At 32.1% G+C, this 22,834-nt stretch carries 26 protein-coding genes and 1 pseudogene; 25 read left to right on the top strand and 2 right to left on the bottom strand.

What is annotated here, in order from left to right:
• Position 1 precedes the first annotated feature (1 nt).
• The 14 genes from rplO to ctlX all read left to right on the top strand — a co-directional run bounded on the left by rplO (position 2) and on the right by ctlX (position 11,360).
• Complete coding sequence (rplO, locus tag OLM54_RS13385) at positions 2-454, top strand: 50S ribosomal protein L15 (RefSeq protein WP_017495009.1); 453 nt, start codon at positions 2-4, stop codon at positions 452-454.
• A 13-nt stretch (positions 455-467) separates the two neighbouring features.
• The gene (gene secY, locus OLM54_RS13380; protein ID WP_264535108.1) at positions 468-1,814 is read left to right on the top strand and encodes a preprotein translocase subunit SecY; all 1,347 of its coding nucleotides are present in this window, start codon (positions 468-470) and stop codon (positions 1,812-1,814) included.
• A 7-nt stretch (positions 1,815-1,821) separates the two neighbouring features.
• Positions 1,822-2,037 carry a translation initiation factor IF-1 gene (infA, locus tag OLM54_RS13375; protein WP_007136545.1) on the top strand — a complete coding sequence of 72 codons (216 nt, stop codon included), beginning with the start codon at positions 1,822-1,824 and terminating at the stop codon, positions 2,035-2,037.
• Positions 2,038-2,049: 12 nt separating this feature from the next.
• Positions 2,050-2,166, top strand: coding sequence for a type B 50S ribosomal protein L36 (ykgO, locus tag OLM54_RS13370; RefSeq protein ID WP_072945378.1), 117 nt, complete (start codon positions 2,050-2,052; stop codon positions 2,164-2,166).
• A 2-nt stretch (positions 2,167-2,168) separates the two neighbouring features.
• Entirely contained in the window at positions 2,169-2,543 is a 375-nt protein-coding gene (gene rpsM / locus OLM54_RS13365) for a 30S ribosomal protein S13 (protein ID WP_007803675.1), read from the top strand.
• Positions 2,544-2,551: 8 nt separating this feature from the next.
• Positions 2,552-2,935: a 30S ribosomal protein S11 gene (gene rpsK, locus OLM54_RS13360; RefSeq protein WP_007803677.1), complete on the top strand. Its 384-nt coding sequence runs from the start codon at positions 2,552-2,554 to the stop codon at positions 2,933-2,935.
• Between the two features lie 89 nt (positions 2,936-3,024).
• Complete coding sequence (gene rpsD / locus OLM54_RS13355; RefSeq protein ID WP_029272055.1) at positions 3,025-3,630, top strand: 30S ribosomal protein S4; 606 nt, start codon at positions 3,025-3,027, stop codon at positions 3,628-3,630.
• A gap of 21 nt (positions 3,631-3,651) precedes the next feature.
• Complete coding sequence (locus OLM54_RS13350) at positions 3,652-4,644, top strand: DNA-directed RNA polymerase subunit alpha (protein ID WP_026109818.1); 993 nt, start codon at positions 3,652-3,654, stop codon at positions 4,642-4,644.
• A 36-nt stretch (positions 4,645-4,680) separates the two neighbouring features.
• Entirely contained in the window at positions 4,681-5,169 is a 489-nt protein-coding gene (rplQ, locus tag OLM54_RS13345) for a 50S ribosomal protein L17 (RefSeq protein ID WP_264535107.1), read from the top strand.
• 256 nt (positions 5,170-5,425) lie between these two features.
• Positions 5,426-6,544, top strand: coding sequence for a glutamine-hydrolyzing carbamoyl-phosphate synthase small subunit (gene carA, locus OLM54_RS13340; protein ID WP_264535106.1), 1,119 nt, complete (start codon positions 5,426-5,428; stop codon positions 6,542-6,544).
• 101 nt (positions 6,545-6,645) lie between these two features.
• Complete coding sequence (gene eno, locus OLM54_RS13335; protein WP_264535105.1) at positions 6,646-7,938, top strand: phosphopyruvate hydratase; 1,293 nt, start codon at positions 6,646-6,648, stop codon at positions 7,936-7,938.
• Positions 7,939-8,093: 155 nt separating this feature from the next.
• Complete coding sequence (locus tag OLM54_RS13330; protein ID WP_264535104.1) at positions 8,094-9,371, top strand: citrate synthase; 1,278 nt, start codon at positions 8,094-8,096, stop codon at positions 9,369-9,371.
• Between the two features lie 64 nt (positions 9,372-9,435).
• Complete coding sequence (locus OLM54_RS13325) at positions 9,436-10,350, top strand: dimethylarginine dimethylaminohydrolase family protein (RefSeq protein WP_264535103.1); 915 nt, start codon at positions 9,436-9,438, stop codon at positions 10,348-10,350.
• 74 nt (positions 10,351-10,424) lie between these two features.
• Positions 10,425-11,360 (top strand): citrulline utilization hydrolase CtlX, encoded by a 936-nt coding sequence (gene ctlX, locus OLM54_RS13320; protein ID WP_264535102.1) that lies wholly within the window; start codon positions 10,425-10,427, stop codon positions 11,358-11,360.
• Positions 11,361-11,469: 109 nt separating this feature from the next.
• On the opposite strand, the gene OLM54_RS13315 is transcribed toward ctlX, so the two are convergent.
• Together OLM54_RS13315 and OLM54_RS13310 are read right to left on the bottom strand one after the other, a co-directional pair.
• The gene (locus tag OLM54_RS13315; protein WP_264535101.1) at positions 11,470-11,880 is read right to left on the bottom strand and encodes an XRE family transcriptional regulator; all 411 of its coding nucleotides are present in this window, start codon (positions 11,878-11,880) and stop codon (positions 11,470-11,472) included.
• A gap of 121 nt (positions 11,881-12,001) precedes the next feature.
• Positions 12,002-12,631, bottom strand: a complete 630-nt coding sequence (locus tag OLM54_RS13310) for a MarC family NAAT transporter (RefSeq protein WP_264535100.1) — start codon at positions 12,629-12,631, stop codon at positions 12,002-12,004.
• 253 nt (positions 12,632-12,884) lie between these two features.
• Here OLM54_RS13310 and OLM54_RS13305 point away from each other — a divergent pair, with 253 nt between their 5' ends.
• From OLM54_RS13305 to OLM54_RS13255, 11 genes and pseudogenes are all read left to right on the top strand, one after another.
• Positions 12,885-13,568 carry a Spi family protease inhibitor gene (locus tag OLM54_RS13305; protein WP_264535099.1) on the top strand — a complete coding sequence of 228 codons (684 nt, stop codon included), beginning with the start codon at positions 12,885-12,887 and terminating at the stop codon, positions 13,566-13,568.
• A gap of 3 nt (positions 13,569-13,571) precedes the next feature.
• Positions 13,572-14,072: a C10 family peptidase gene (locus OLM54_RS13300; RefSeq protein ID WP_264535098.1), complete on the top strand. Its 501-nt coding sequence runs from the start codon at positions 13,572-13,574 to the stop codon at positions 14,070-14,072.
• Positions 14,073-14,076: 4 nt separating this feature from the next.
• Complete coding sequence (locus OLM54_RS13295; protein WP_264535097.1) at positions 14,077-14,559, top strand: hypothetical protein; 483 nt, start codon at positions 14,077-14,079, stop codon at positions 14,557-14,559.
• A 58-nt stretch (positions 14,560-14,617) separates the two neighbouring features.
• The gene (locus OLM54_RS13290) at positions 14,618-15,112 is read left to right on the top strand and encodes a hypothetical protein (protein ID WP_264535096.1); all 495 of its coding nucleotides are present in this window, start codon (positions 14,618-14,620) and stop codon (positions 15,110-15,112) included.
• A gap of 149 nt (positions 15,113-15,261) precedes the next feature.
• Positions 15,262-15,627: a CoA-binding protein gene (locus tag OLM54_RS13285; protein ID WP_264535095.1), complete on the top strand. Its 366-nt coding sequence runs from the start codon at positions 15,262-15,264 to the stop codon at positions 15,625-15,627.
• Between the two features lie 174 nt (positions 15,628-15,801).
• Positions 15,802-16,422 carry a recombination mediator RecR gene (gene recR / locus OLM54_RS13280; RefSeq protein ID WP_264535094.1) on the top strand — a complete coding sequence of 207 codons (621 nt, stop codon included), beginning with the start codon at positions 15,802-15,804 and terminating at the stop codon, positions 16,420-16,422.
• A gap of 70 nt (positions 16,423-16,492) precedes the next feature.
• On the top strand, positions 16,493-17,287 hold the full coding sequence (locus OLM54_RS13275) for a polysaccharide biosynthesis/export family protein (RefSeq protein ID WP_264535093.1): 795 nt from the start codon (positions 16,493-16,495) through the stop codon (positions 17,285-17,287).
• A gap of 14 nt (positions 17,288-17,301) precedes the next feature.
• Positions 17,302-19,742: pseudogene (locus OLM54_RS13270) on the top strand (polysaccharide biosynthesis tyrosine autokinase).
• A 10-nt stretch (positions 19,743-19,752) separates the two neighbouring features.
• Positions 19,753-20,736, top strand: a complete 984-nt coding sequence (locus tag OLM54_RS13265) for an SDR family oxidoreductase (RefSeq protein WP_264535092.1) — start codon at positions 19,753-19,755, stop codon at positions 20,734-20,736.
• A gap of 30 nt (positions 20,737-20,766) precedes the next feature.
• Complete coding sequence (locus OLM54_RS13260; protein WP_264535091.1) at positions 20,767-22,158, top strand: UDP-glucose 6-dehydrogenase; 1,392 nt, start codon at positions 20,767-20,769, stop codon at positions 22,156-22,158.
• Positions 22,159-22,242: 84 nt separating this feature from the next.
• Positions 22,243-22,707 carry a UpxY family transcription antiterminator gene (locus OLM54_RS13255; protein WP_264535090.1) on the top strand — a complete coding sequence of 155 codons (465 nt, stop codon included), beginning with the start codon at positions 22,243-22,245 and terminating at the stop codon, positions 22,705-22,707.
• Positions 22,708-22,834: the final 127 nt, after the last annotated feature.

Here is a 22,834-nt window from a genome sequence, read left to right as displayed (position 1 = left end):
TATGAATTTAAGTAACTTACAACCAGCTGAAGGGTCAACACACAATCAAAATAAAAGATTAGGTAGAGGAGAAGGTTCAGGAAAAGGTGGTACTTCTGCAAGAGGTCACAAAGGAGCAAAATCTCGTTCTGGTTATTCTAAAAAGATTGGTTTTGAGGGAGGGCAAATGCCACTTCAAAGACGTGTGCCTAAGTTTGGTTTCACAAACATCAATCGTAAAGAATACGAAGGTGTTAATTTAGATACGCTTCAATTATTAGTAGACAATGGTGTGATTACTGATTCTGTTTCTATGACAGATTTCGTAGCAAATCGTCTAGCTACCAAAAATGAAATCGTTAAGATTTTAGGTAGAGGAGAATTGAAAGCAAAATTAAAAGTAACTGCCCACAAATTTACTGCTACTGCAAAAGCTGCTATTGAAGCTGCTGGAGGAGAAGCTGTAACTATATAACTTATCTATTAAGATGAAGAAATTTATTGAATCAATAAGTAATGTTTGGAAAATCGAAGAACTGAAAAATAGAATCTTAATTACATTAGGATTGCTTTTAGTATATCGTTTTGGTGCACACGTAACGCTTCCTGGAATTGATGCAAATGAGTTAACAGGTTTAGCGGGACAAACTAAAAATGGTTTAGGATCTATCCTAGACATGTTTACAGGGGGTGCTTTCTCTAAAGCTTCAGTTTTTGCTTTAGGTATTATGCCTTATATTTCTGCATCTATTGTTGTTCAGTTAATGGGAATTGCGATTCCTTATTTACAAAAACTTCAAAACGATGGAGAGAGTGGTAGAAAAAAGATTAATCAAATCACTCGTTGGTTGACTATAGCTATTACACTGGTTCAAGGTCCAACTTATATCTATAATTTATACAGAACATTGCCTGGTAAGGCATTCTTATTAGGCTTTAATTCTCCTGAATTTTTGTTCTCTTCTGTTATTATCTTAGTTACTGGTACTATTTTTGCTATGTGGCTTGGAGAAAAAATTACTGATAAAGGTATTGGAAATGGAATTTCATTATTGATTATGGTTGGTATCTTAGCGCGCTTACCGCAAGCTTTTATACAAGAATTTACAACCAGAGTTACCAATAACAATGGAGGTCCAATGTTGTTAGTTATTGAAATTATTGTGTGGTTATTAGTAATCATTGCTTGTGTATTGCTTACAATGGCAGTACGTAGAATTCCGGTTCAATACGCTCGTCGTACAACAACTGGAGATTATGAGCAAGATTTAGCAGGTGGTAATAGACAATGGATTCCTTTAAAGCTTAATGCTTCTGGGGTTATGCCAATCATTTTTGCGCAGGCAATTATGTTTATTCCTGCTGCTGTAGCTGGATTGTCTAAGTCAGACACATCACAATCTATTGTTGGTGCATTTAGTAATATCTTCGGATTTTGGTATAATTTTGTTTTTGCAACTTTAATTATTGTATTTACATTTTTCTATACTGCGATCACAGTTCCTACTAATAAAATGGCTGATGATTTAAAAAGAAGTGGTGGTTTTATTCCGGGCGTTCGTCCTGGAGCTGAAACTTCAGACTTCCTTGATAAAGTGATGTCTTTAATAACTTTCCCAGGATCTTTATTCCTTGCTTTGATTGCTGTGTTCCCAGCTATTGTTGTAAGTATTATGGATGTACAACAATCTTGGGCAATGTTTTTTGGAGGTACCTCATTAATAATTATGGTTGGAGTTGCGATAGATACTATTCAGCAAATCAATTCATACTTGTTAAACAAACATTATGATGGTTTAATGAAGACTGGTAAAAATAGAAAAGCGGTAGCTTAATATATTTATGGCAAAACAATCAGCAATAGAACAAGACGGATCAATCATCGAAGCATTGTCAAATGCGATGTTCCGTGTAGAGTTAGAAAATGGACATATTGTAATTGCTCATATTTCTGGAAAAATGCGTATGCATTATATCAAGTTATTACCTGGTGATAAAGTGAAACTAGAAATGAGTCCTTATGATTTGTCAAAAGCAAGAATTACTTATCGATATTAAAGGATATTCACTATGAAAGTTAGAGCATCAGTAAAAAAGAGAAGTCCCGAGTGCATCATTGTGCGTAGAAAAGGGAGATTGTACGTAATAAACAAAAAGAATCCTAGATTTAAACAAAGACAAGGATAATTATGGCAAGAATAGCAGGGGTAGATATCCCAAAAAATAAAAGAGGTGTTATAGCACTTACCTATATCTTTGGATTAGGAAGAAGTAGAGCTATTGAGATTTTAGAAAAAGCTCAAGTTAGCCAAGACAAAAAAGTTCAAGATTGGAATGATGATGAGATCGGAGCGATTCGTGATGCTGTTTCATTTTACAAAATTGAAGGAGAATTACGTTCAGAAGTTTCTTTGAACATCAAACGTTTAATGGATATTGGTTGTTACAGAGGTATCCGTCATAGATCTGGTCTTCCTTTAAGAGGACAAAGAACTAAAAACAACTCTAGAACAAGAAAAGGTAAAAGAAAAACTGTTGCTAACAAGAAAAAAGCAACTAAATAATAAGTAATATGGCTAAAGCAACTGCAAAAAAACGTAAAGTTATCGTTGAATCAACGGGTGAAGCTCATATTTCTGCCACTTTCAACAACATCATTATTTCTTTGACAAATAAGAAAGGTGAAGTTATTTCTTGGTCTTCAGCTGGTAAAATGGGTTTCAGAGGTTCTAAAAAGAACACTCCGTATGCAGCTCAAATGGCAGCAGAAGATTGTAGTAAAGTAGCTCTTGAGGCAGGACTTAAAAAAGTTAAAGTTTATGTAAAAGGACCAGGTAACGGGCGTGAGTCTGCTATCCGTTCTATTCATAACGGTGGAATTGAAGTTACAGAGATTATCGATGTTACTCCAATGCCTCACAACGGATGTCGTCCTCCTAAAAGACGTAGAGTTTAATACTCAAAATTTATAGTATAACCTAGATTGAACATAGATTATCGAAGGATAAGACCTGAATTCATAATCTCAATCTTAAACAATTTAAAATGGCAAGATATACTGGTCCTAGTACAAGAATCGCTCGTAAGTTTGGCGAAGCAATCTTCGGAGATGATAAATCTTTCGAAAAAAGAAATTACCCACCTGGACAACACGGGATGGCTAAAAAAAGAGGAAAAAAATCTGAGTATGCTGTTCAGTTAATGGAAAAGCAAAAAGCTAAATATTCTTATGGAATTTTAGAAAAACAATTCAGAAATTTATTCGAAAAAGCATCAGCAACTAAAGGAGTAACTGGTGAAGTTTTATTACAATTATGTGAAGCAAGATTAGATAATGTTGTTTTTAGAATGGGAATTGCTCCATCTAGAAGAGGTGCTCGTCAAATAGTATCTCACAGACACATTACTGTAAACGGAGAAGTTGTAAATATTCCTTCTTACCACCTTAAGCCTGGTGATAAAGTTGCAGTTCGTGAAAAATCTAAATCTTTAGAAGCTATCGAACGTTCTTTATCAAATTCAAGTCATGTTTATGAATGGATTACTTGGAACAATGATCTTAAAGAAGGAACTTTTGTTTCTGTACCTGCAAGACTTCAAATTCCAGAAAACATTAAAGAACAATTAATCGTAGAGTTGTACAACAAATAATAATTGACTTAGTCGAAATTTATGGCAATATTTAATTTTCAAAAGCCCGATAAAGTTATCATGATCGATTCAACCGATTTTGAAGGTAAATTCGAATTTAGACCTTTAGAACCTGGTTATGGATTGACAGTTGGTAATGCACTTAGAAGAGTTTTGCTTTCAGCATTAGAAGGTTATGCAATTACATCTGTTCGTATCGAAGGTGTAGATCATGAGTTTTCTACTATTTCAGGTGTTGTTGAAGATGTTACCGAAATTATCCTTAATCTAAAACAAGTACGTTTCAAACGTCAAATCGAAGATATCGATAATGAAGCAGTTACAATTTCTGTTTCTGGTAAAGATCAATTAACAGCAGGTGATTTTCAAAAATTTATATCAGGTTTTCAAGTTCTGAATCCAGACCTTGTTATCTGTAATTTAGATTCTAAAATCAAATTGAACTTCGATTTAACAATCGAAAAAGGTAGAGGATATGTTCCTGCTGAGGAGAACAAAAAACAGAACGCTGCAATTGGAACCATTTTTACAGATTCTATTTTTACTCCGGTAAAAAATGTAAAATATGCAATTGAAAACTTCCGTGTAGAACAAAAAACAGATTATGAAAAATTAGTTTTTGAAATTAAAACTGATGGATCTATTAATCCAAAAGATGCTCTTACAGAAGCTGCTAAAGTTTTAATTCACCACTTCATGTTATTTTCTGACGAAAGAATTACACTCGAGGCTGACGAAATTGCACAAACAGAATCGTATGATGAAGAGTCATTGCATATGAGACAATTGCTTAAAACTAAGCTTGTTGATATGGATTTATCTGTGAGAGCATTAAATTGCTTGAAAGCGGCTGAAGTTGATACACTTGGTGATTTAGTATCGTTCAATAAAAATGACCTAATGAAATTCCGTAATTTTGGTAAAAAATCTTTAACTGAGCTAGATGAACTTGTAGCTGTTAAAAATTTAACTTTCGGAATGGACTTAGCTAAATACAAATTAGATAAAGAATAATTCAATCCGCCATGGCGGATTAAATTTAAAATAGCAATGAGACACGGAAAAAAATTCAATCACTTAAGCAGACAGACTGGACATAGAAAAGCTATGTTAGCTAATATGGCTTGTTCTCTTATTGAGCACAAACGTATTAACACTACTGTTGCTAAGGCTAAAGCGCTTAAACAATTCGTTGAGCCTTTAATCACAAAATCAAAAGAAGATACTACTCATAATCGTCGTATCGTTTTTGCTTACTTACGTAGTAAATATGCTGTAACTGACTTGTTCAGAGACGTAGCTGCTAAAGTTGGTGACCGTCCAGGTGGATACACTCGTATCATTAAAGTTGGAAATCGTTTGGGAGATAATGCTGATATGGCAATGATCGAGCTTGTAGATTTCAATGAACTTTACAATGGAGGTAAAAAAGAAGTTAAAAAAGCAAAAAGCCGTCGTGGTGGTAAAGCAAAAAAAGCTGAGGAAACTACTGAAGCTCCAGCTGCTGAGTCAGAATCGACTACTGAAGCTTCTGAATAATTATGAAAGTAATGATTCTATAGAAATCAAGGATAAGCTAATTTTTAGTTTATCCTTTTTTTTTTTGATTTTTTTTAAAATTAAGTGAGGAATTTAACTTATTTCAATTCTTAGGTTTTATTTTTCTGAATGAATTTTTTAAAAAATCTTGGACACACTCTTTTAAAGAAGTAAATTTGCAAAACTTATAATTACAAGTGAAATGAGCATGGCGAGTTTCATATGACAATTAAAAAACAACAACACAAATTATAGAATGAAATACACTACACGACAAAGCGCCATTTTATTACTAAGCGACGGAACTATTTTTCATGGAAAATCTATCGGTATTAGCGGTAAAACTTTTGGTGAAGTTTGTTTTAATACTGGAATGACGGGATATCAGGAGATTTTTACTGATCCTTCTTACTTTGGTCAAATATTGGTGGCTACAAATGCTCACATTGGAAACTACGGTGTTAATAATCAGGAAATCGAATCTGATAGTGTTAAAATTGCCGGTTTAGTTTGTAAAAACTTTAGCTTTAATTATTCGAGAGAAGATGCATCTGGAAGTTTAGAAGATTATTTTACTAAACAAAATTTAATTTGTATTTCTGATGTTGATACAAGAGCTCTTGTAAGTTATATTCGTGATAATGGTGCAATGAATGCCGTTATTTGTACAGATGGAACTTCAGTAGAAGAATTGAAAAAAGAATTGGCTAACGTGCCAAACATGGAAGGTTTAGAGTTGGCGTCAAAAGTTTCAACTACTGAGCCTTATTTTTTTGGTGACGAAAATGCTACTTATAAAATATCTGCTTTAGATCTTGGGATTAAAAAGAATATCTTGAGAAACCTTGCAAAAAGAGATTGTTACATTAAAGTTTTTCCTTATAATTCAACGTATAAAGATTTAACGGACTTTAATCCAGATGGTTATTTCTTGTCAAATGGGCCTGGGGATCCAGATCCTTTGTTTGGCGCTATTCAGGTTGCTAAAGAAATTATAGCAGATGATAAACCACTATTCGGAATTTGTTTAGGTCATCAGATTATAGCTTTGGCAAATGGAGTTAAGACTTATAAAATGTTTGGAGGTCATCGTGGAATTAATCATCCGGTAAAAAACATTATCACTGGTAAAGGCGAAATTACTTCCCAAAATCATGGCTTTGCAGTAAAAAGAGAAGCTTTAGATGGTCATCCTGAATTAGAAATTACACATGTTCATTTAAATGATGATACAGTTGCCGGTATGAGGATGAAAAATAAAAATTGTTTTTCAGTTCAATACCATCCGGAAGCTAGTCCCGGACCACACGATTCGTCCTATTTATTTGATCAATTTGTTGAGAATATAAAACAAGCTACCGCTAAAACGATGTAGTTAATAAATAAAGATGTTTAATAATAAGAATACGTTTTTACTATTAAATATTTTTATAATTTCGAAAAAAAAATATAATTTATTAATAAAAAATAGAAATAATGAGTATTATAATTAAAGTTCACGCAAGACAAATTTTTGATTCCAGAGGTAATCCTACTATTGAAGTTGATGTAGTAACTGAAAATGGAGTATTAGGAAGAGCAGCAGTTCCATCTGGAGCTTCAACTGGAGAGCATGAGGCTGTTGAATTACGTGACGGAGGAAAAGCTTTCTTAGGAAAAGGTGTTTTAAATGCAGTGAATAATGTAAATACTGTTATTGCTGAAGAATTAGTTGGAACTTCTGTTTTCGAACAAAATACAATTGATCAGTTAATGATTGATTTAGACGGGACTCCAAATAAATCTAAATTAGGAGCTAACGCTATTTTAGGAGTTTCTTTGGCTGCTGCAAAAGCTGCTGCTAATGAATTAGGTTTGCCATTATACAGATACGTTGGTGGAGTTTCTGCTAATACTTTACCTGTTCCAATGATGAATATCATCAACGGTGGTTCTCACTCTGATGCGCCTATCGCATTTCAGGAATTCATGATTTTCCCAGTAAAAGCAACTTCATTTACACATGCTATGCAAATGGGAACTGAAATTTTCCATAGCTTGAAAAAAGTATTACATGACAGAGGTTTAAGTACTGCTGTAGGTGACGAAGGTGGTTTTGCACCAAACTTAGCCGGAGGTACTGAAGATGCTTTGGATACAATTAAACTTGCAGTTGAAAAAGCTGGATATACTTTCGGTGACGAAATTATGATTGCTCTTGACTGTGCTGCTTCTGAGTTTTATGTAAACGGTAAATACGATTATACTAAATTTGAAGGAGAAACAGGAAAAATCAGAACTTCTGAAGAGCAAGCTGATTATTTAGCTGAACTTGCTGCTAAATATCCAATTATTTCTATAGAAGATGGTATGTACGAAGATGATTGGGATGGATGGAAATATTTAACTGAAAAAATTGGACATAAAGTACAATTAGTAGGTGATGATTTATTTGTTACTAATGTTGAGCGTTTGTCAACTGGAATTGAAAAAGGAATTGCAAATTCAATTTTAGTAAAAGTAAACCAAATCGGTACTTTAACTGAAACTATTGCAGCTGTAAATATGGCAAAAAACGCAGGTTATACATCAGTAATGTCCCACCGTTCCGGAGAAACAGAAGATAATACTATTGCTGATTTAGCTGTAGCTTTAAACTGTGGTCAAATTAAAACAGGTTCTGCTTCTCGTTCTGATCGTATGGCAAAATACAATCAATTATTAAGAATTGAGGAAGAGTTAGGAAGTACTGCTTATTTTCCTGGATTAAATGCTTTTAAGATTAAATAATTGTAAGGTTATATATAGATTTAAACCATCCATTTCTTAATGGGTGGTTTTTTTTTGGAGTTTTAACAAATTCATAGCAGTATTCTTTTTTTAATTAGTCTTAAATTCCTTAGATTTGATAAATTATTATTTTAAAGATTTATTTCCGATATATTATGTCAAAAATAGCTACATTAGAAGTAGATGGTCAAAAAATTGAACTTCCGGTAATCACAGGAAGCGAAAATGAATCAGCTATCGATATTAACAAATTACGTGATTTAACTGGTATTATTACAATTGACCCGGGATATAAAAATTCAGGATCTTGTAAAAGTGAAATCACATTCTTAGACGGAGAATTAGGAATTTTGCGTTACAGAGGATATTCAATTGAAGATTTAGCTGAAAAAGCTAATTTTCTAGAAGTTTCATATCTTTTAATTTTTGGTGAATTGCCAACAGCTCAGGAATTAGAGCAGTTTGAAAATGGTATTAAAAAACATACTTTGGTAAACGAAGAGATGAAAAATATCATTGATGGTTTTCCCAAAACAGCTCACCCAATGGGGGTGCTATCTGCTTTAACAAGTGCTTTAACAGCATTTAATCCAAAAGCAGTAAATGTTGAGAATGAAAAAGAAATGTATGAGGCCATTTGTAAAACAATGGGTAAATTTCTAGTAATTGCTACATGGACATATAGAAAATCTATGGGTTATCCATTGAATTATTATGATAACACAACAGGTTATGTAGATAATTTTATGCAATTGATGTTTAAATTGCCTACAGGACCTTATTCAGCAAACCCAGTTATTGTAGATGCATTAGATAAATTATTTATTCTTCATGCAGATCACGAACAAAACTGTTCTACTTCAACCGTAAGAATGGTTGGTTCATCTCATGCTGGTTTATTCGCTTCAATCTCTGCGGGAGTTTCTGCACTTTGGGGGCCACTTCATGGTGGTGCAAACCAGGCAGTTCTTGAAATGCTTGAAGAAATTAATAAAGATGGCGGTGATACCGATAAATTTTTGGCGAAAGCAAAAGACAAAAATGATCCTTTCCGTTTAATGGGATTTGGACACAGAGTTTATAAAAACTTTGATCCAAGAGCAAAAATTATTAAAAAAGCGGCTAAAGAAGTATTAGAAACTTTAGGAGTTGAAGATCCTATTTTGGAAATCGCTAAAAAATTAGAAGCAGCAGCTCTTGAAGATGATTATTTCAAATCAAGAAACTTATATCCTAATGTTGATTTTTATTCTGGAATTATTTACAGAGCATTAGGAATTCCAACAGATATGTTTACAGTAATGTTTGCTATTGGTAGATTACCAGGCTGGATCGCACAATGGAAAGAAATGCGTGAAAACAAAGAACCAATTGGAAGACCAAGACAGATTTACACAGGACATCCACTGAGAGAGTTTAAGTCTAACAAATAAAAAACTTTAAAGCTTCACTTAACTGTGAAGCTTTTTTTATATTTGCTCAAAATATAATACTATTATGTTGCAATTAAATGTAAAGAACGAAACGTCAAGATTGCGTGCTGTAGTTTTGGGTTCAGCCGTTCATAATGGGCCAACTCCATCTTTAGATGAAGCCTACGATCCTAAATCATTGGAACATATTAAAGCAGGAACATATCCTATCGAAAAAGATATGGTTGCTGAAATGGATGCTTTTAATGCTATTTTTCAAAAATATGATGTAAAAGTTTATCGCCCTGAAATGATTGAGAACTACAATCAGATCTTTGCAAGGGATATTGGTTTTGTTATTGATAATGCTTTTGTAAAATCAAATATTTTACCGGATAGAGAACGTGAATTAGACGCAATTCAATATGTTATCGATCAAATGGATCCTTTAAAAGTGGTTCGCCCGCCAGAAGAAGTTCATATTGAAGGTGGCGATGTTATGCTTTGGAATGATTATATTTTTATTGGTACATATAAAGGAAGTGACTATAAAGATTATATCACAGCAAGAACAAATATGCATGGTGTAAACTTCATCAAAGAATTATTCCCAAATAAAATTGTGAAAGAATTCGATTTGGTTAAGTCTAAAATTGAAGCCAGAGATAATGCCTTACATCTTGATTGTTGTTTTCAACCCGTTGGAAAAAACAAAGGGATTATTTATAAAAGAGGCTTTCGCGAAGAAGCTGATTATATGTATTTAGTGAATCTTTTTGGGAAAGAAAATTTGTTTCATATCGAAAGAAATGAAATGTATCATATGTTTTCGAACGTATTTTCTATTGATGAGAATGTGGTTGTTTCAGAAAAGAATTTTACCAGATTAAACAATTGGTTACGTGCAAATGGCTTTACTGTTGAAGAAATTCCTTATGCCGAAATTGCAAAACAAGAAGGATTGTTGAGATGTTCGACACTTCCTTTAATTAGAGATTAAAAAATAGTTTCAAGTTTTATGTTTCAGCTTTGAAAAACTTGAAACATGAAACTTGAAACAAAAAAAATATTAAAATGAAACAAACAACAAATGCAATCGTAATGATTCGGCCAGTTGCTTTTAGAATGAATGAGCAAACAGCTGTAAATAATTATTATCAAAAAGTATTAGACGGACTTTTACCAAGTACAGTAAATGCCAAAGCACAGCAAGAATTTGATGCTTTTGTAGAAAAATTGCGAGCCGTTGGAGTTGATGTTACAGTTATAGAAGATAATTTAGAAACCGATACTCCGGATAGTATTTTTCCAAACAATTGGGTTTCATTTCACGAAAATGGAGATGTGGCATTATATCCAATGTTTGCTGAAAACCGTCGTCACGAGCGTCGCGAAGATATTTTAGATACACTTGAAAACAAAGGTTTTGAGATTTCTAATATAATGGATTATACATCGGCAGAAGAAGATGGTTTTTTTCTTGAAGGAACTGGGAGTTTACTTTTAGACAGAACTAATGGAAAAGCATATTGCGCTTTATCTCCTCGTGCTGATGAAGAACTATTTATTGAATTCTGTGAAGATTTTGATTATGCGCCTGTTATTTTTGAAGCTTTTCAAACCGTAGATGGAGAACGCAAATTAATCTATCACACCAACGTAATGATGTGTTTGGGTGAAACTTTTGCAGTTATCTGTGCAGATTGTATTGATGACAAAAAAGAGCGTAAAATGGTTCTCGAAAATCTAAAAGCTGATAAAAAAGAAGTTATTCTGATAACAGAAGCTCAGGTAAATAATTTTGCCGGTAATATGTTAGAAGTTCTAGGCACAAATGATAAAAAATATATTGTAATGAGTGCATCAGCACATCAGAGTTTAACTCCGAAGCAAATTGCACAATTAGAAAATCATGCTGAAATTTTAAGTTCTAGTCTTGATACAATTGAAGCTTGCGGCGGCGGAAGTGCCAGATGTATGATGGCAGAAGTATTTTTGCCAAGAAGTTAAGGTTCGTTTTTGATTTTGAGATATACAATTGAAAACAGAATAATAAAATTTGATATAAAAAAGGCTCAACTATTTGGTTGAGCCTTTTTTATGAATGAGAATTGCTAAATTATTTATTAATTAATTTTTCAAACTTTGCCATCATTTCATCTTTTTCTTTCAACATTCTTTCATACAAAGCTATCTTTTCTTCGTGAAGTTTTTTTAATTCGTCGAATGGATTGATGTTGAATACAGGTTTAGAGTTTCCTATATAAGCCTCTTTTTCAATATTAAATGTATTAGAAATAATATTTATTGCTTGTTCCTCATCAAAGTTCTGAAAAGCTTCCACAGGAATTTTTAAAATATGTGAGATTTGATCAAGTATGTCATCTTCAATTACATCTTTTTGCTCCAGCATAGAGATTTTCTTTTGATTCCATTCGTTTCCCAAATCAAAAGCCAATGACTCTTGTTTGATACCGAGCATTTCTCTGAAACGCTTTACGTTTCTTCCCTGATGTATTTTCTGTTCCATTATTTAATATAAATTTCCTTGAGGCTTAAAGATAACGCCATTTGGATTAAAAATTATGCTTTCAAAGATAAAAAAAGTTCCTGTAAATATTCTTTTGTCAGATAATGAAATAAAAAGACATCTACATCAGGTTTCCTTTTATAATGTTAACTATTGAACTTACGATATATTGAATTCCGATAGAAATTACAATAAACCCAACAATTCTTGAAATAGCAACAATTCCCGAAGCACCAAGTATTCGGGCTAAATAATGTGCACTTTTAAGAATAGCAAAAATGGCAATTGCAATAGCCAGAATTGCCAAACTCGAAATAATTATTTCGTTCATTTGGTGATGTTCCTGATAAAAAGCAATTAATAGAGACATTGAACCCGGACCTGCAAGCATTGGTATTGCTAATGGTGTTAAGGCAATGTCATTTCGATGCTGTGCGTCATGTTCTATTTTTTTGTTGATTCCTCGTTTTTTATTGAATTTTCCGGAGAGTAAAGAAAAACCTGAATTTACAATCACAATTCCACCTGCAATTCTAAGAGCATCAATACTAATTCCAAAAAAGGTTAAAACGTATTGTCCAATAAAATAAGAAACCATTAAAATTATAAAAACGTTTATCGCTGTCCAGAGTGAAATTCTTGAGCGTTCTTTTTGAGAATCGTCCTGTGTAAGTCCAACAAAAATTGGGACAGTGCCAATTGGGTTTAAAACCGAAAAAAGAGCAGCAAATAAGTAAATGAATAAATCCATAGTGTTTAGTTAATGAAGTAAAAGTAGTTAATTTTTAAGATTTGAAAGTTTTTGTCTGATTCTATTTTTCAGAAAGTGAAAGATTTTTATTATAAATTCAATACTGGTTTTAATTTATTTTAGCAATTAGTGTTTTAAGCGATAAAAACCTTAAATAAAGTAAAGCTTTTAATGATATTTTTATAGCTTATCGGGGTTAGATTAGTTAGTTGTATAAGCCAATTTTGGTATATAACTAATTAAACCGATAATTATGAAGCAATTAAAAATTTACCACTGGTTTTTTATTTTGGCTTTACTTGCCATGTTTTCCTGTTCAAAAGATAGTGAGTTAGGAGATTCAAACACAGTATCTCAAGAAAATTTTGTCCAGCTTTCTTTGGCAAAAGAAATTGGATCAGGAATGTCTTTTAAAAACAATTCCGTAACTGGTAAAACTGCTGCCGGAATTATAAAAAAGAATATAGAAGACATTAATGAAATCAAAAATGAAAAAGGGATTACTGTTTTTTATGTAATAAACTATATTCATGGCGGCTATATCATTTTATCTGCGGATAATAGAATGCAGCCCATAATTGCTTTTTCTGATGAGGGCAAATTTATAGTTGATGAAAAAGATTATTCTGAAGGCTTGAAATCCTGGATGAAAGATGCTGAAACGCAAATTACCGCTATTCAAAAATCTACAATTAAACAAACTGAAAAAGAAAAGTTAGCCTGGAGACAAGTTAAGAATACACTTGCGAATCAAGGAATGTTTGCAAAAGTACCACTGGATCAATGTGTTGAGCGCACTACCACAGAAACAAAAGGACCTTATTTAAAATCAACGTGGTGGCAGTTAGGAGGTTATAATGATGCTCTGCCAGATAAGACTTGTGATGGTCTAACTGAGCATGTTTATGCTGGCTGTGTGCCTATAGCGATGGCGTAAGTTATGCGGTATTATCAATATCCTACTAATTATAATTGGTCAGCAATGCCAATGAATAATCCTAGTGTTACAACCGCAAATTTTATATTAGATATTCATAATGCTATTCGTTCCGTTTATCCGGATGTACTCTCCTATGCCTGTAATGCTACAGGTGTATCAAGATATACGGATATAGGACAAGTTTTAAAGAAGCAGTTTAAGTACTCTTCTGCTGATTATTCCAACTATAATTATCAAGTTGTAAAAAATAATTTAGCATCCGGAAGACCGGTATTGTTAGAAGGATTTGGTACTGGTGGACATATGTGGGTTTGTGATGGATATCAATTAACCAATTATTATTTCGACGACTGCACAGGACTGAGTACACTTTATCTCCATATGAATTGGGGATGGGATCCATCTAGAAATAATAATGGCTATTATGCATATAATAATTTTAACCCTGGTGTTCATAATTTCACCACAGATTTAAAGATGATTCATAACATTAAACCATAACACTATGAAAAAGATACTAGTTTTTTTAACAATGATTACTTTTTTCTCCTGTGATAATGCAGGTGAGAAAGATATTTTAGGTCTTACCGATGATACAGGCGCAGAATTTTCAGTATTTAATGATCAGAATGAAGATTTACTGAATCCTGAAAATCCAAATCATTTAGATATTTCGAAAATAAGATTATTTTATGTTATTGATGGAGTGAGTCATGAATTTCAAAATTTAAACGTAGATGATTCAAGTGTTCTAAGAATTGTTAAACATGAGAATGAATACCGAATAAGAATACTTTTAAATGACTTTGACAAGTCAGAGAAGACAGTAATGTATATTCAATGGAGTGAAACAGATCGAGATATGATTGAATCAAGTTTTAAAAGAGCTTATAATTTGTATAAGCCTGGTAAAATTTGGTTTAATAAAAAACTAGTTTGGGAGTTTACTTTTGGTATAGATCAAGCCTACTTTAAAGTGATAAAATAATTATTACTAGTGCAAAACTAAAAAGTCTAAAACAACTATAACATTAAACTATAATACTATGAAAAAGATATTGATTTTTTTAACTACAATTACTTTATTTGCCTGTCATGCTGATGATAATAAAGATGATAATGTTCATTGGGGGGCAAGTATGGAATTCTCTGTATTTAATGCTGATAATGAAGATTTGTTAAATCCTGAAAATCCTAAGCACTTAGATGTTTCCAAAATAAAAATATTATATGTAATTGACGGAGTGACTCAGGAATTTTTTGACTCACATTTATTGGATAACCCTGGAAATTTTAGAATTTTTAAATATGAAAATGAAGGCGAAAGTGAATATCGAATAGGAGTATCTTTAAATGATCATGATAAGTCAGAGAAAACGATAACTTATATTCAATGGAATGAAACAGATAGAGATACTATTGAGTCCACTTTTTATAAAAATAAATATTCAATTAGAAATAAAAAGATTTGGCTTAATGGTGTGGTAGTTTGGCAAAATGCAGATTTTGTTAAAGAACCCTATGTCAAACTAATAAAATAAGATAGATTAGTTCAATAAATTAAAAGCCAAACTCCATGTTTGGCTTTTTTTATCAATAATATTTCTTTTTTCTTAAATATTGTAGCCAATAAAAATTGCTGAATCAAGCTCATTCTTTTTAACTACTTTTGTACAATATTTTAAAAACGATGAAAAACAAGAAAACGTTAGTTCTGGGAGCTACTACAAAACAAGATCGATATGCTTACAGAGCTATAAACATGCTGGTTGAAAAAGGGCATACTGTTTTAGCAATTGGTCAAAATACAGGTGAAGTAGCCGGTGTAAAAATTCAAACAAAAGCCATTCCCGTTAAAAACATTGATACAGTAACTTTATATTTAAACCCTACACGCCAGCGCGATTATTATAATTATATTATCGAAGCTCAGCCAAAAAGAGTGGTTTTTAATCCGGGAACTGAAAATCCGGAATTATATCAATTACTTGAATTAAATAATATTAAGGCAGAAGTCGCCTGTACTTTGGTTCTATTAGCCACAAATCAATATTAATTTTAGAAGTAATTAGTTTAAAGTTGTGTCTTTATTTTATTTGTCCATACAAGTAAATAAAGATACTTTCCTTCACACTTAAATTACTCTTATAGTATATTTGCGCTTTTAAAACATCTTGAATTTAGTCGTCCCCAAGTCTACTAAACCATTAAAAGTATTACTTTTGTCGTTATGGAATTTTCATCAAAGTTAATAGAAAAAGCAGTTAACGAAATGTCACAATTACCAGGAATTGGTAAGCGTACGGCATTGCGATTGGTTTTGCATTTACTAAAACAACCCAAAGAACAGACCGGTTTTTTATCTCAAGCATTATTAAACATGCGGGAAGATATTAAATTTTGTACAAGCTGCCATAATATTTCTGATACAAAAGTTTGTGAAATCTGCGCAAATTCAGCCAGAAACCATCAAACAATTTGTGTAGTTGAAGATATAAGAGATGTAATGGCAATTGAAAATACAGGACAATATAAAGGAATATATCACGTACTGGGCGGAAAGATTTCTCCAATTGAAGGTGTTGGTCCCGGACAGTTAAATATCACAAGTTTAGTCGAAAAAGTGAAAGCCGGAAAAGTAATTGAGATTATTTTTGCGTTAAGCTCTACAATGGAAGGAGATACAACAAATTTTTATATCTATAAACAAATTGCAGAATCAGAAATTATTATTTCTACAATTGCAAGAGGGATATCCGTTGGTGACGAATTAGAATATGCTGATGAAATTACACTTGGAAGAAGTATTTTGCATCGTGTTCCATTTGAAAAAACATTTAAAAACAACTAAATAAAACCACGCAAAGTTAGATTTTCTGAAGATTAAAGGAAAAGTTATATTTGCGAATAAATTTTAAATAATGACAAGAAACAGCTTTTATATATTGCTATTAATTAGCTCACTTTTTACATCTTGTATTCCAATAAAAGACTTGGTGTATTTGCAGGATAAAAAAACTTCAGAAGAACAAAGTACAGTTGCTGCAGTTGAGTCTAAACCTTATAGATTGCAAGTTAATGATGTTCTAAGTGTAGATATAAAAGCAATAGACCCTAAACTTGTTAGTATTTTTAATACTACTGAAAGTTCTTCCGGTACTGCCGCAAAATCAGAATCTTCATTATATTTCAATGGTTTTACAGTTGATGATCATGGAAATATTCGAATGCCAATTTTAGGAGAGATAAATGTTATCGGATATACACTGGAAGAAGCAAGAGTTAAAATTGAAAAAAAGCTGCTTGAAGAATATTTTAAGAGTGAAGCAAATATTTTTGTGACTGTAAAATTAGCAGGTTTTCGATATACGATTAATGGCGAAGTAGGAAGCACCGGAACAAAAACATTATTTCAGGAACATGTGAATATCATGGAAGCAATTGCAAATGCCGGTGATATTACAACAGTAGGAGATAGAAAAGCTGTAACCGTAATTCGTCAGACACCAACGGGAGTTCAAATGAATGATCTTGATCTTACAGATGTTAATGTGATGAAATCACCATATTATTATTTACAGCCTAATGATTATGTCTATGTAAAACCATTAAGACAAAAAACATGGGGAACCGGACAAACAGGAATTCAATCAATAGGTACAATTATAACTTTGTTGTCATTAGCAACTACGGTTTATTTACTTCTAAAAAATTAAACTAAATTCAAAAGATGCTAGATATAAAAGATTTTTCGATTTTTGAAAATCATTCAAATTTTGATTTTAAAGGATTTTTATTAAAAATTGCCAGTTATTGGAAATGGTTTCTTGCTAGTTTAATAATTGCATTTACAATTGCATATCAGATAAATATTCGAAAAGAGAAAATTTATGCAATGCAGACAATGATCTCTATTAAAGAAGAAAGTAATCCTTTTTTTACTTCAAATACAAGTTTGGTCTTTAACTGGGGAGGAATATCAGATCAGGTAAATGGAATTTCAACTATTTTGCAATCAAGGTCTCATAACGAGCTAGTTGTTAGTAAATTGCAGTTTTATATTGATTATTTACGTCAGGGAAAATACAATTTAATTGATGCCTATGGAGCAGTTCCTTTTTATGTTACTATTGATAAATCAAAAGGACAAATTGCAAATACTTTAATAAAGATTAAATTTTTAAGTGAGAATGAATATGAAATTCGAATTCCTTTTGAAAATAGTTCGGTTTCAGTAGTTGATTATACTACAAATACTTACTCAAATACAAATGTTCAGCCTGTCGAATTTGTAAAAAAATACAAAGTTGGCGAACAAGTTGTACTGCCTTTTTAAATTGGAAGTTACAAATAAATGATAATCCCGGTTTTTATAAAGGCAATGAATATTTTGTTAAGTTCAATGATTTTAACGGTACAGTATCTAAATATAAAGGTATAAATATTGATTCTGACGATAAAGGAGGATCAATATTGACTTTAGGAATGCAGGGTACAAACAAAGCCAGAATGGTGGAATATCTAAATGCCACTGTAAGAATGCTGATAAAAATTCAGCTTGACGGTAAAAATCAATTTGCAAACAATACCATACGATTTATAGACAGTACTCTTGTTGCTATGGAATCTCAATTGAAACAAACCGGCAATGAATTAAAAACTTTCAGAAAGGATAAAAATGTATATAATATTGAAGCAGGAGGCGCCAGAATTTCTGAAAAGATAATGGATTTTGATGTAGAGAAAGATGAGATTTCGAGAAAAATCGCTTATTATAATTCATTAAAAACCTATCTGAATAATAGTGTTGATTACTCAAGACTTCCAGCGCCATCAGTAGCAGGAATTGAAGATCCTAATGTTGTTACTAATGTATCAAGAATAATTGCACTTTCTACTCAAAGATCAGAGATGGCTTATGCCGTAAAAAGCGATAAAATTTTTAAAGATTTTGACAACCAAATGCGTGCTGTTAAAGATGTTTTATTAGAAAATATCGCAACTGCAAAATCATCATTATTGTATGATTTGTCAATGATAAATGCAAAAATTGGTGAAGCTGAAAGTACCGTAAAAAAGCTTCCGGAAGAGCAACAGGAATTGTTGAAGATTAAAAGAAAATATGATTTAAATGATAATATTTATACAGAATTTCTTCAAAAACGTAATGAAGCTGAAATTGTAAAAGCATCTAATTTATCAGATATCCATTTTATTGATCCGGCCAAAGATATTGGCGGGGGTTTAATTGGGCCAAAAACTTCGGTGAATTACGTATTAGCTTTGTTTTTGGGTATTCTGGTTCCTTTATTGTTTGTTTTTGGAATTTTCTTCATTAATAATTCAATTCAAAATACTGATGATATTAGTAAACTAACTCAGATTCCACTTATCGGAGTAGTTGGTGTAAATAAAGATAATGTTAATTTGGCTGTATTTGATAAGCCAAAATCTGCACTTTCTGAGTCGTTTAGGGCTATTCGTTCATCATTGCAATTTTTATATAAAAAGCAACAGGTTAGCGGCGCAAAAACGTTAATGATTACTTCATCTATAAGTGGTGAAGGAAAAACATTTTGTTCAATAAATATTGCTACTATTTTTGCTTTAAGCGAAAAGAAAACAGTTATTATTGGTTTAGATTTGAGAAAACCAAGATTGGCTGATGAGTTTAATTTGACCAATCAGGTTGGGGTTGTAAATTATTTAATTAAGCAAAAAAGCCTTAGCGAGATTACAAATTCAACACAAATACCAAATCTTGATGTAATACTTTCCGGACCAATTCCGCCAAATCCATCTGAGCTAATTATCAGTGAGGCAATGAAAGAATTAATGGAAGAGCTTAAACTCAAGTATGATTATATTATCTTAGATACACCTCCGGTTGGTTTAGTGTCAGATGCTTTAGAATTAGTTCAGTATGCGGATGTAACTTTGTATATTGTTAGGCAAAATTATACCAAAAAAGACATGATCACATTGCTGAATACAAGAATTAAAAGGGGTGAATTAAACAATACAAGTATTGTTTTAAATGGATATGAAAATAAGGCAAAATATGGAAGTGCTTATGGATATGGGTATGGCGTATACTCTAACGGATATCATGAAGAAGAAGTAAAACCAGGATTTATAAAGTCTGTTTTTAACAAATTCAATAAAAAATAAATTGAAGAATATGGAAATATCAACTCAGTATAAAATTTTAATTACTGGTGGAGCTGGTTTTATTGGCTCAAATTTATGTGAGTATTTTCTAAAATTAAATCATAAAGTAATTTGTTTAGATAATTTTTCGACAGGTCATCGTCATAATTTAAAAGATATTATAGACCATCCTCATTTTAAATTAATTGAAGGAGATATTCGAAATATTGCAGATTGTGTTTTAGCTGTTGAAGATGTAGATTATGTTTTGCATCAGGCCGCTTTGGGTTCTGTTCCCAGATCGATAAATGATCCTGTAACTACGAATGATGTGAATGTTTCCGGATTTCTTAATATGTTGGTAGCTTCACGTGATGCAAAAGTAAAACGTTTTATATATGCTGCCAGTTCTTCAACTTATGGAGATTCTCAAGGATTACCAAAAGTAGAAGATGTGATCGGAAAACCCTTGTCGCCATACGCTATTACAAAATATGTAAACGAGTTATATGCTGAAATTTTTAGTAAAACATACGGTTTAGAAACGATTGGATTACGTTATTTTAATGTTTTTGGAAGAAAACAAGATCCAAATGGTGCTTATGCAGCAGTGATTCCAAAATTTGTAATGCAATTAATGAATCACGAAAGTCCGGTTATTAATGGCGATGGAAATTATTCGCGTGATTTTACTTATATTGATAATGTAATTCAGATGAATGAGTTAGCTATGTTAAGTCAAAATCCGGAAGCAATAAATACAGTCTATAATACAGCATTTGGTGATCAAAACACATTGAATGATTTAGTTGGTTATTTAAAAAAATATCTAACTGAATTTGATTCAGAAATAGCAGATATTCAAATTGTTTATGGAGTAAACAGAGCGGGTGATATACCACACTCATTGGCAAGTATTGATAAGGCAAAAAAAGTATTAGGCTACAATCCGAAATATTCTTTACAGGAAGGATTAAAAGAAGCGGTAAGCTGGTATTGGAATAATTTGAAATAAAAATCAAAGATTAAGATAATAAGAAATTAAATGAAAATTACAAAAATTTGTTGCATTGGCGCGGGTTATGTTGGTGGTCCGACTATGGCAGTGATTGCACAAAAATGTCCAGATATTCAGGTGACCGTTGTCGATTTAAACGAACAAAGAATCAAAGATTGGAACGATCCCAATACAGAAAATATTCCTATTTACGAACCAGGGCTTTCGGCAATTGTAGCTGAAGCAAGAGGAAGAAATCTTTTCTTTTCGACCGAAGTTGAAAAAGCAATTGATGAAGCAGAAGTCATTTTTATTTCTGTAAATACGCCAACCAAAACCTACGGAAAAGGAAAAGGAATGGCTGCGGATCTTAAATATATTGAATTGTGTGCGAGACAGATAGCGAAGGTTGCCAAACAAAATAAAATAGTAGTTGAGAAATCTACTTTGCCAGTTAGAACAGCCGAAGCAATAAAAAGTATTTTAGATAATACCGGAAATGGAGTTCAGTTTCAGATTTTATCGAATCCTGAATTTTTAGCAGAAGGAACTGCAGTTTCCGATTTATTAAACCCGGACAGGATTTTAATTGGTGGCGATACAACGCCTGAAGGAGAAGCTGCAATTAATTCTCTGGTTGATGTGTATGCTAATTGGGTAAGCAGAGATAAAATTTTAACTACAAATGTGTGGTCTTCAGAATTATCAAAGCTTACAGCAAATGCATTTTTGGCGCAACGTATTTCATCTATAAATGCGATGTCTGAATTATGTGAAAAAACCGGTGCAGATGTTAGTGAGGTTGCAAGAGCAATAGGCATGGATAGCAGAATTGGACCTAAATTTTTAAAAGCCTCAGTAGGTTTTGGCGGTTCATGTTTTCAAAAAGACATTTTGAATCTCGTTTATATTGCTAAATCCTATGGATTACGTGAGGTTGCAGATTATTGGGAACAAGTTATTGTAATGAATGATCATCAAAAAAGACGATTTTCAAATAAAATTGTTCAAACATTGTACAATACAGTTGCAGATAAAAAAATTACGTTTTTAGGCTGGGCTTTCAAGAAAGACACTAATGATACACGTGAGTCTGCGGCGATATATGTAGCAGACGATTTGATCAATGAACAGGCAAAGATTTCAGTTTATGATCCGAAAGTTTCAAGAAATAAGATGTTGAACGATTTAAATTATTTGGAAACAAGGTCGGTGGAAGAAAATAATGCTGCAGTTTTAACGTTTGATAATGCATATGATGCTTGCAAAGAATCACATGCAATTGCAATTCTTACCGAATGGGATGAGTTTACTACTTATGAATGGAAAAAAATTTACGATTCTATGCATAAACCTGCGTTTCTTTTTGATGGAAGAAATATATTGAATGCAAGCGAATTAGAGTCAATTGGATTTATTTATAAAGGTATAGGTTCTTAATTAGAGACTAAGATTGAATGAAATTAAAAGTGATATGAGAATTGAAGAAGGATTGGAAATTTTATTTCAATACAAAGAAAAATTATGACTTGGTATGTTGTATATACTAAACCCAAATGGGAAAAAAAAGTTGCAGAAAAACTAAATGAAATTGGGATTGAATGCTATTGTCCAATAATTACACAGATAAAGCAATGGTCAGACAGAAAGAAGAAAGTTGAAGTGCCGCTTTTTAATTCTTATGTTTTCGTAAACTTGTTAGAAACCGATCGGAATTCAGTTTTTCAGATTGCTGGAGTAGTCAGGTATTTATTTTGGTTGGGAAAACCAGCGATTGTTAGGGACGAAGAAATTAATATTATAAAAAACAGTTTAGCTTCTCCTAATTTGAGTGACGTTACAGTAACTCCTTTTCAAATAGGAGATCGTATAAAATTAGAATCAGGAGCTTTTAGTAATCAGGAAGCAGTTGTAAAAGAAGTTTCGAAAACACATTATATTTTAGTTTTAGAGTCTTTAGGATGTGTTTTAAAGATAAAATATAAATAAAATTAATTGTTTATATTAGCATGAAAAGAGAACAAAACTACTTTTTCTAAGTTTTTTGCTCTCTTTTTTTGTGTGAAGAAATCGCTAATATCTGATTTGTAAAGGTTTGAAGATATATGGGATTTTA

Origin of the sequence: Flavobacterium sp. N1736 (assembly GCF_025947065.1) — a bacterium.
GTDB lineage: Bacteria > Bacteroidota > Bacteroidia > Flavobacteriales > Flavobacteriaceae > Flavobacterium.
The sequence above is the reverse complement of the archived record's forward strand: the minus strand, read 5'-3'. Positions and strand labels throughout refer to the sequence as shown.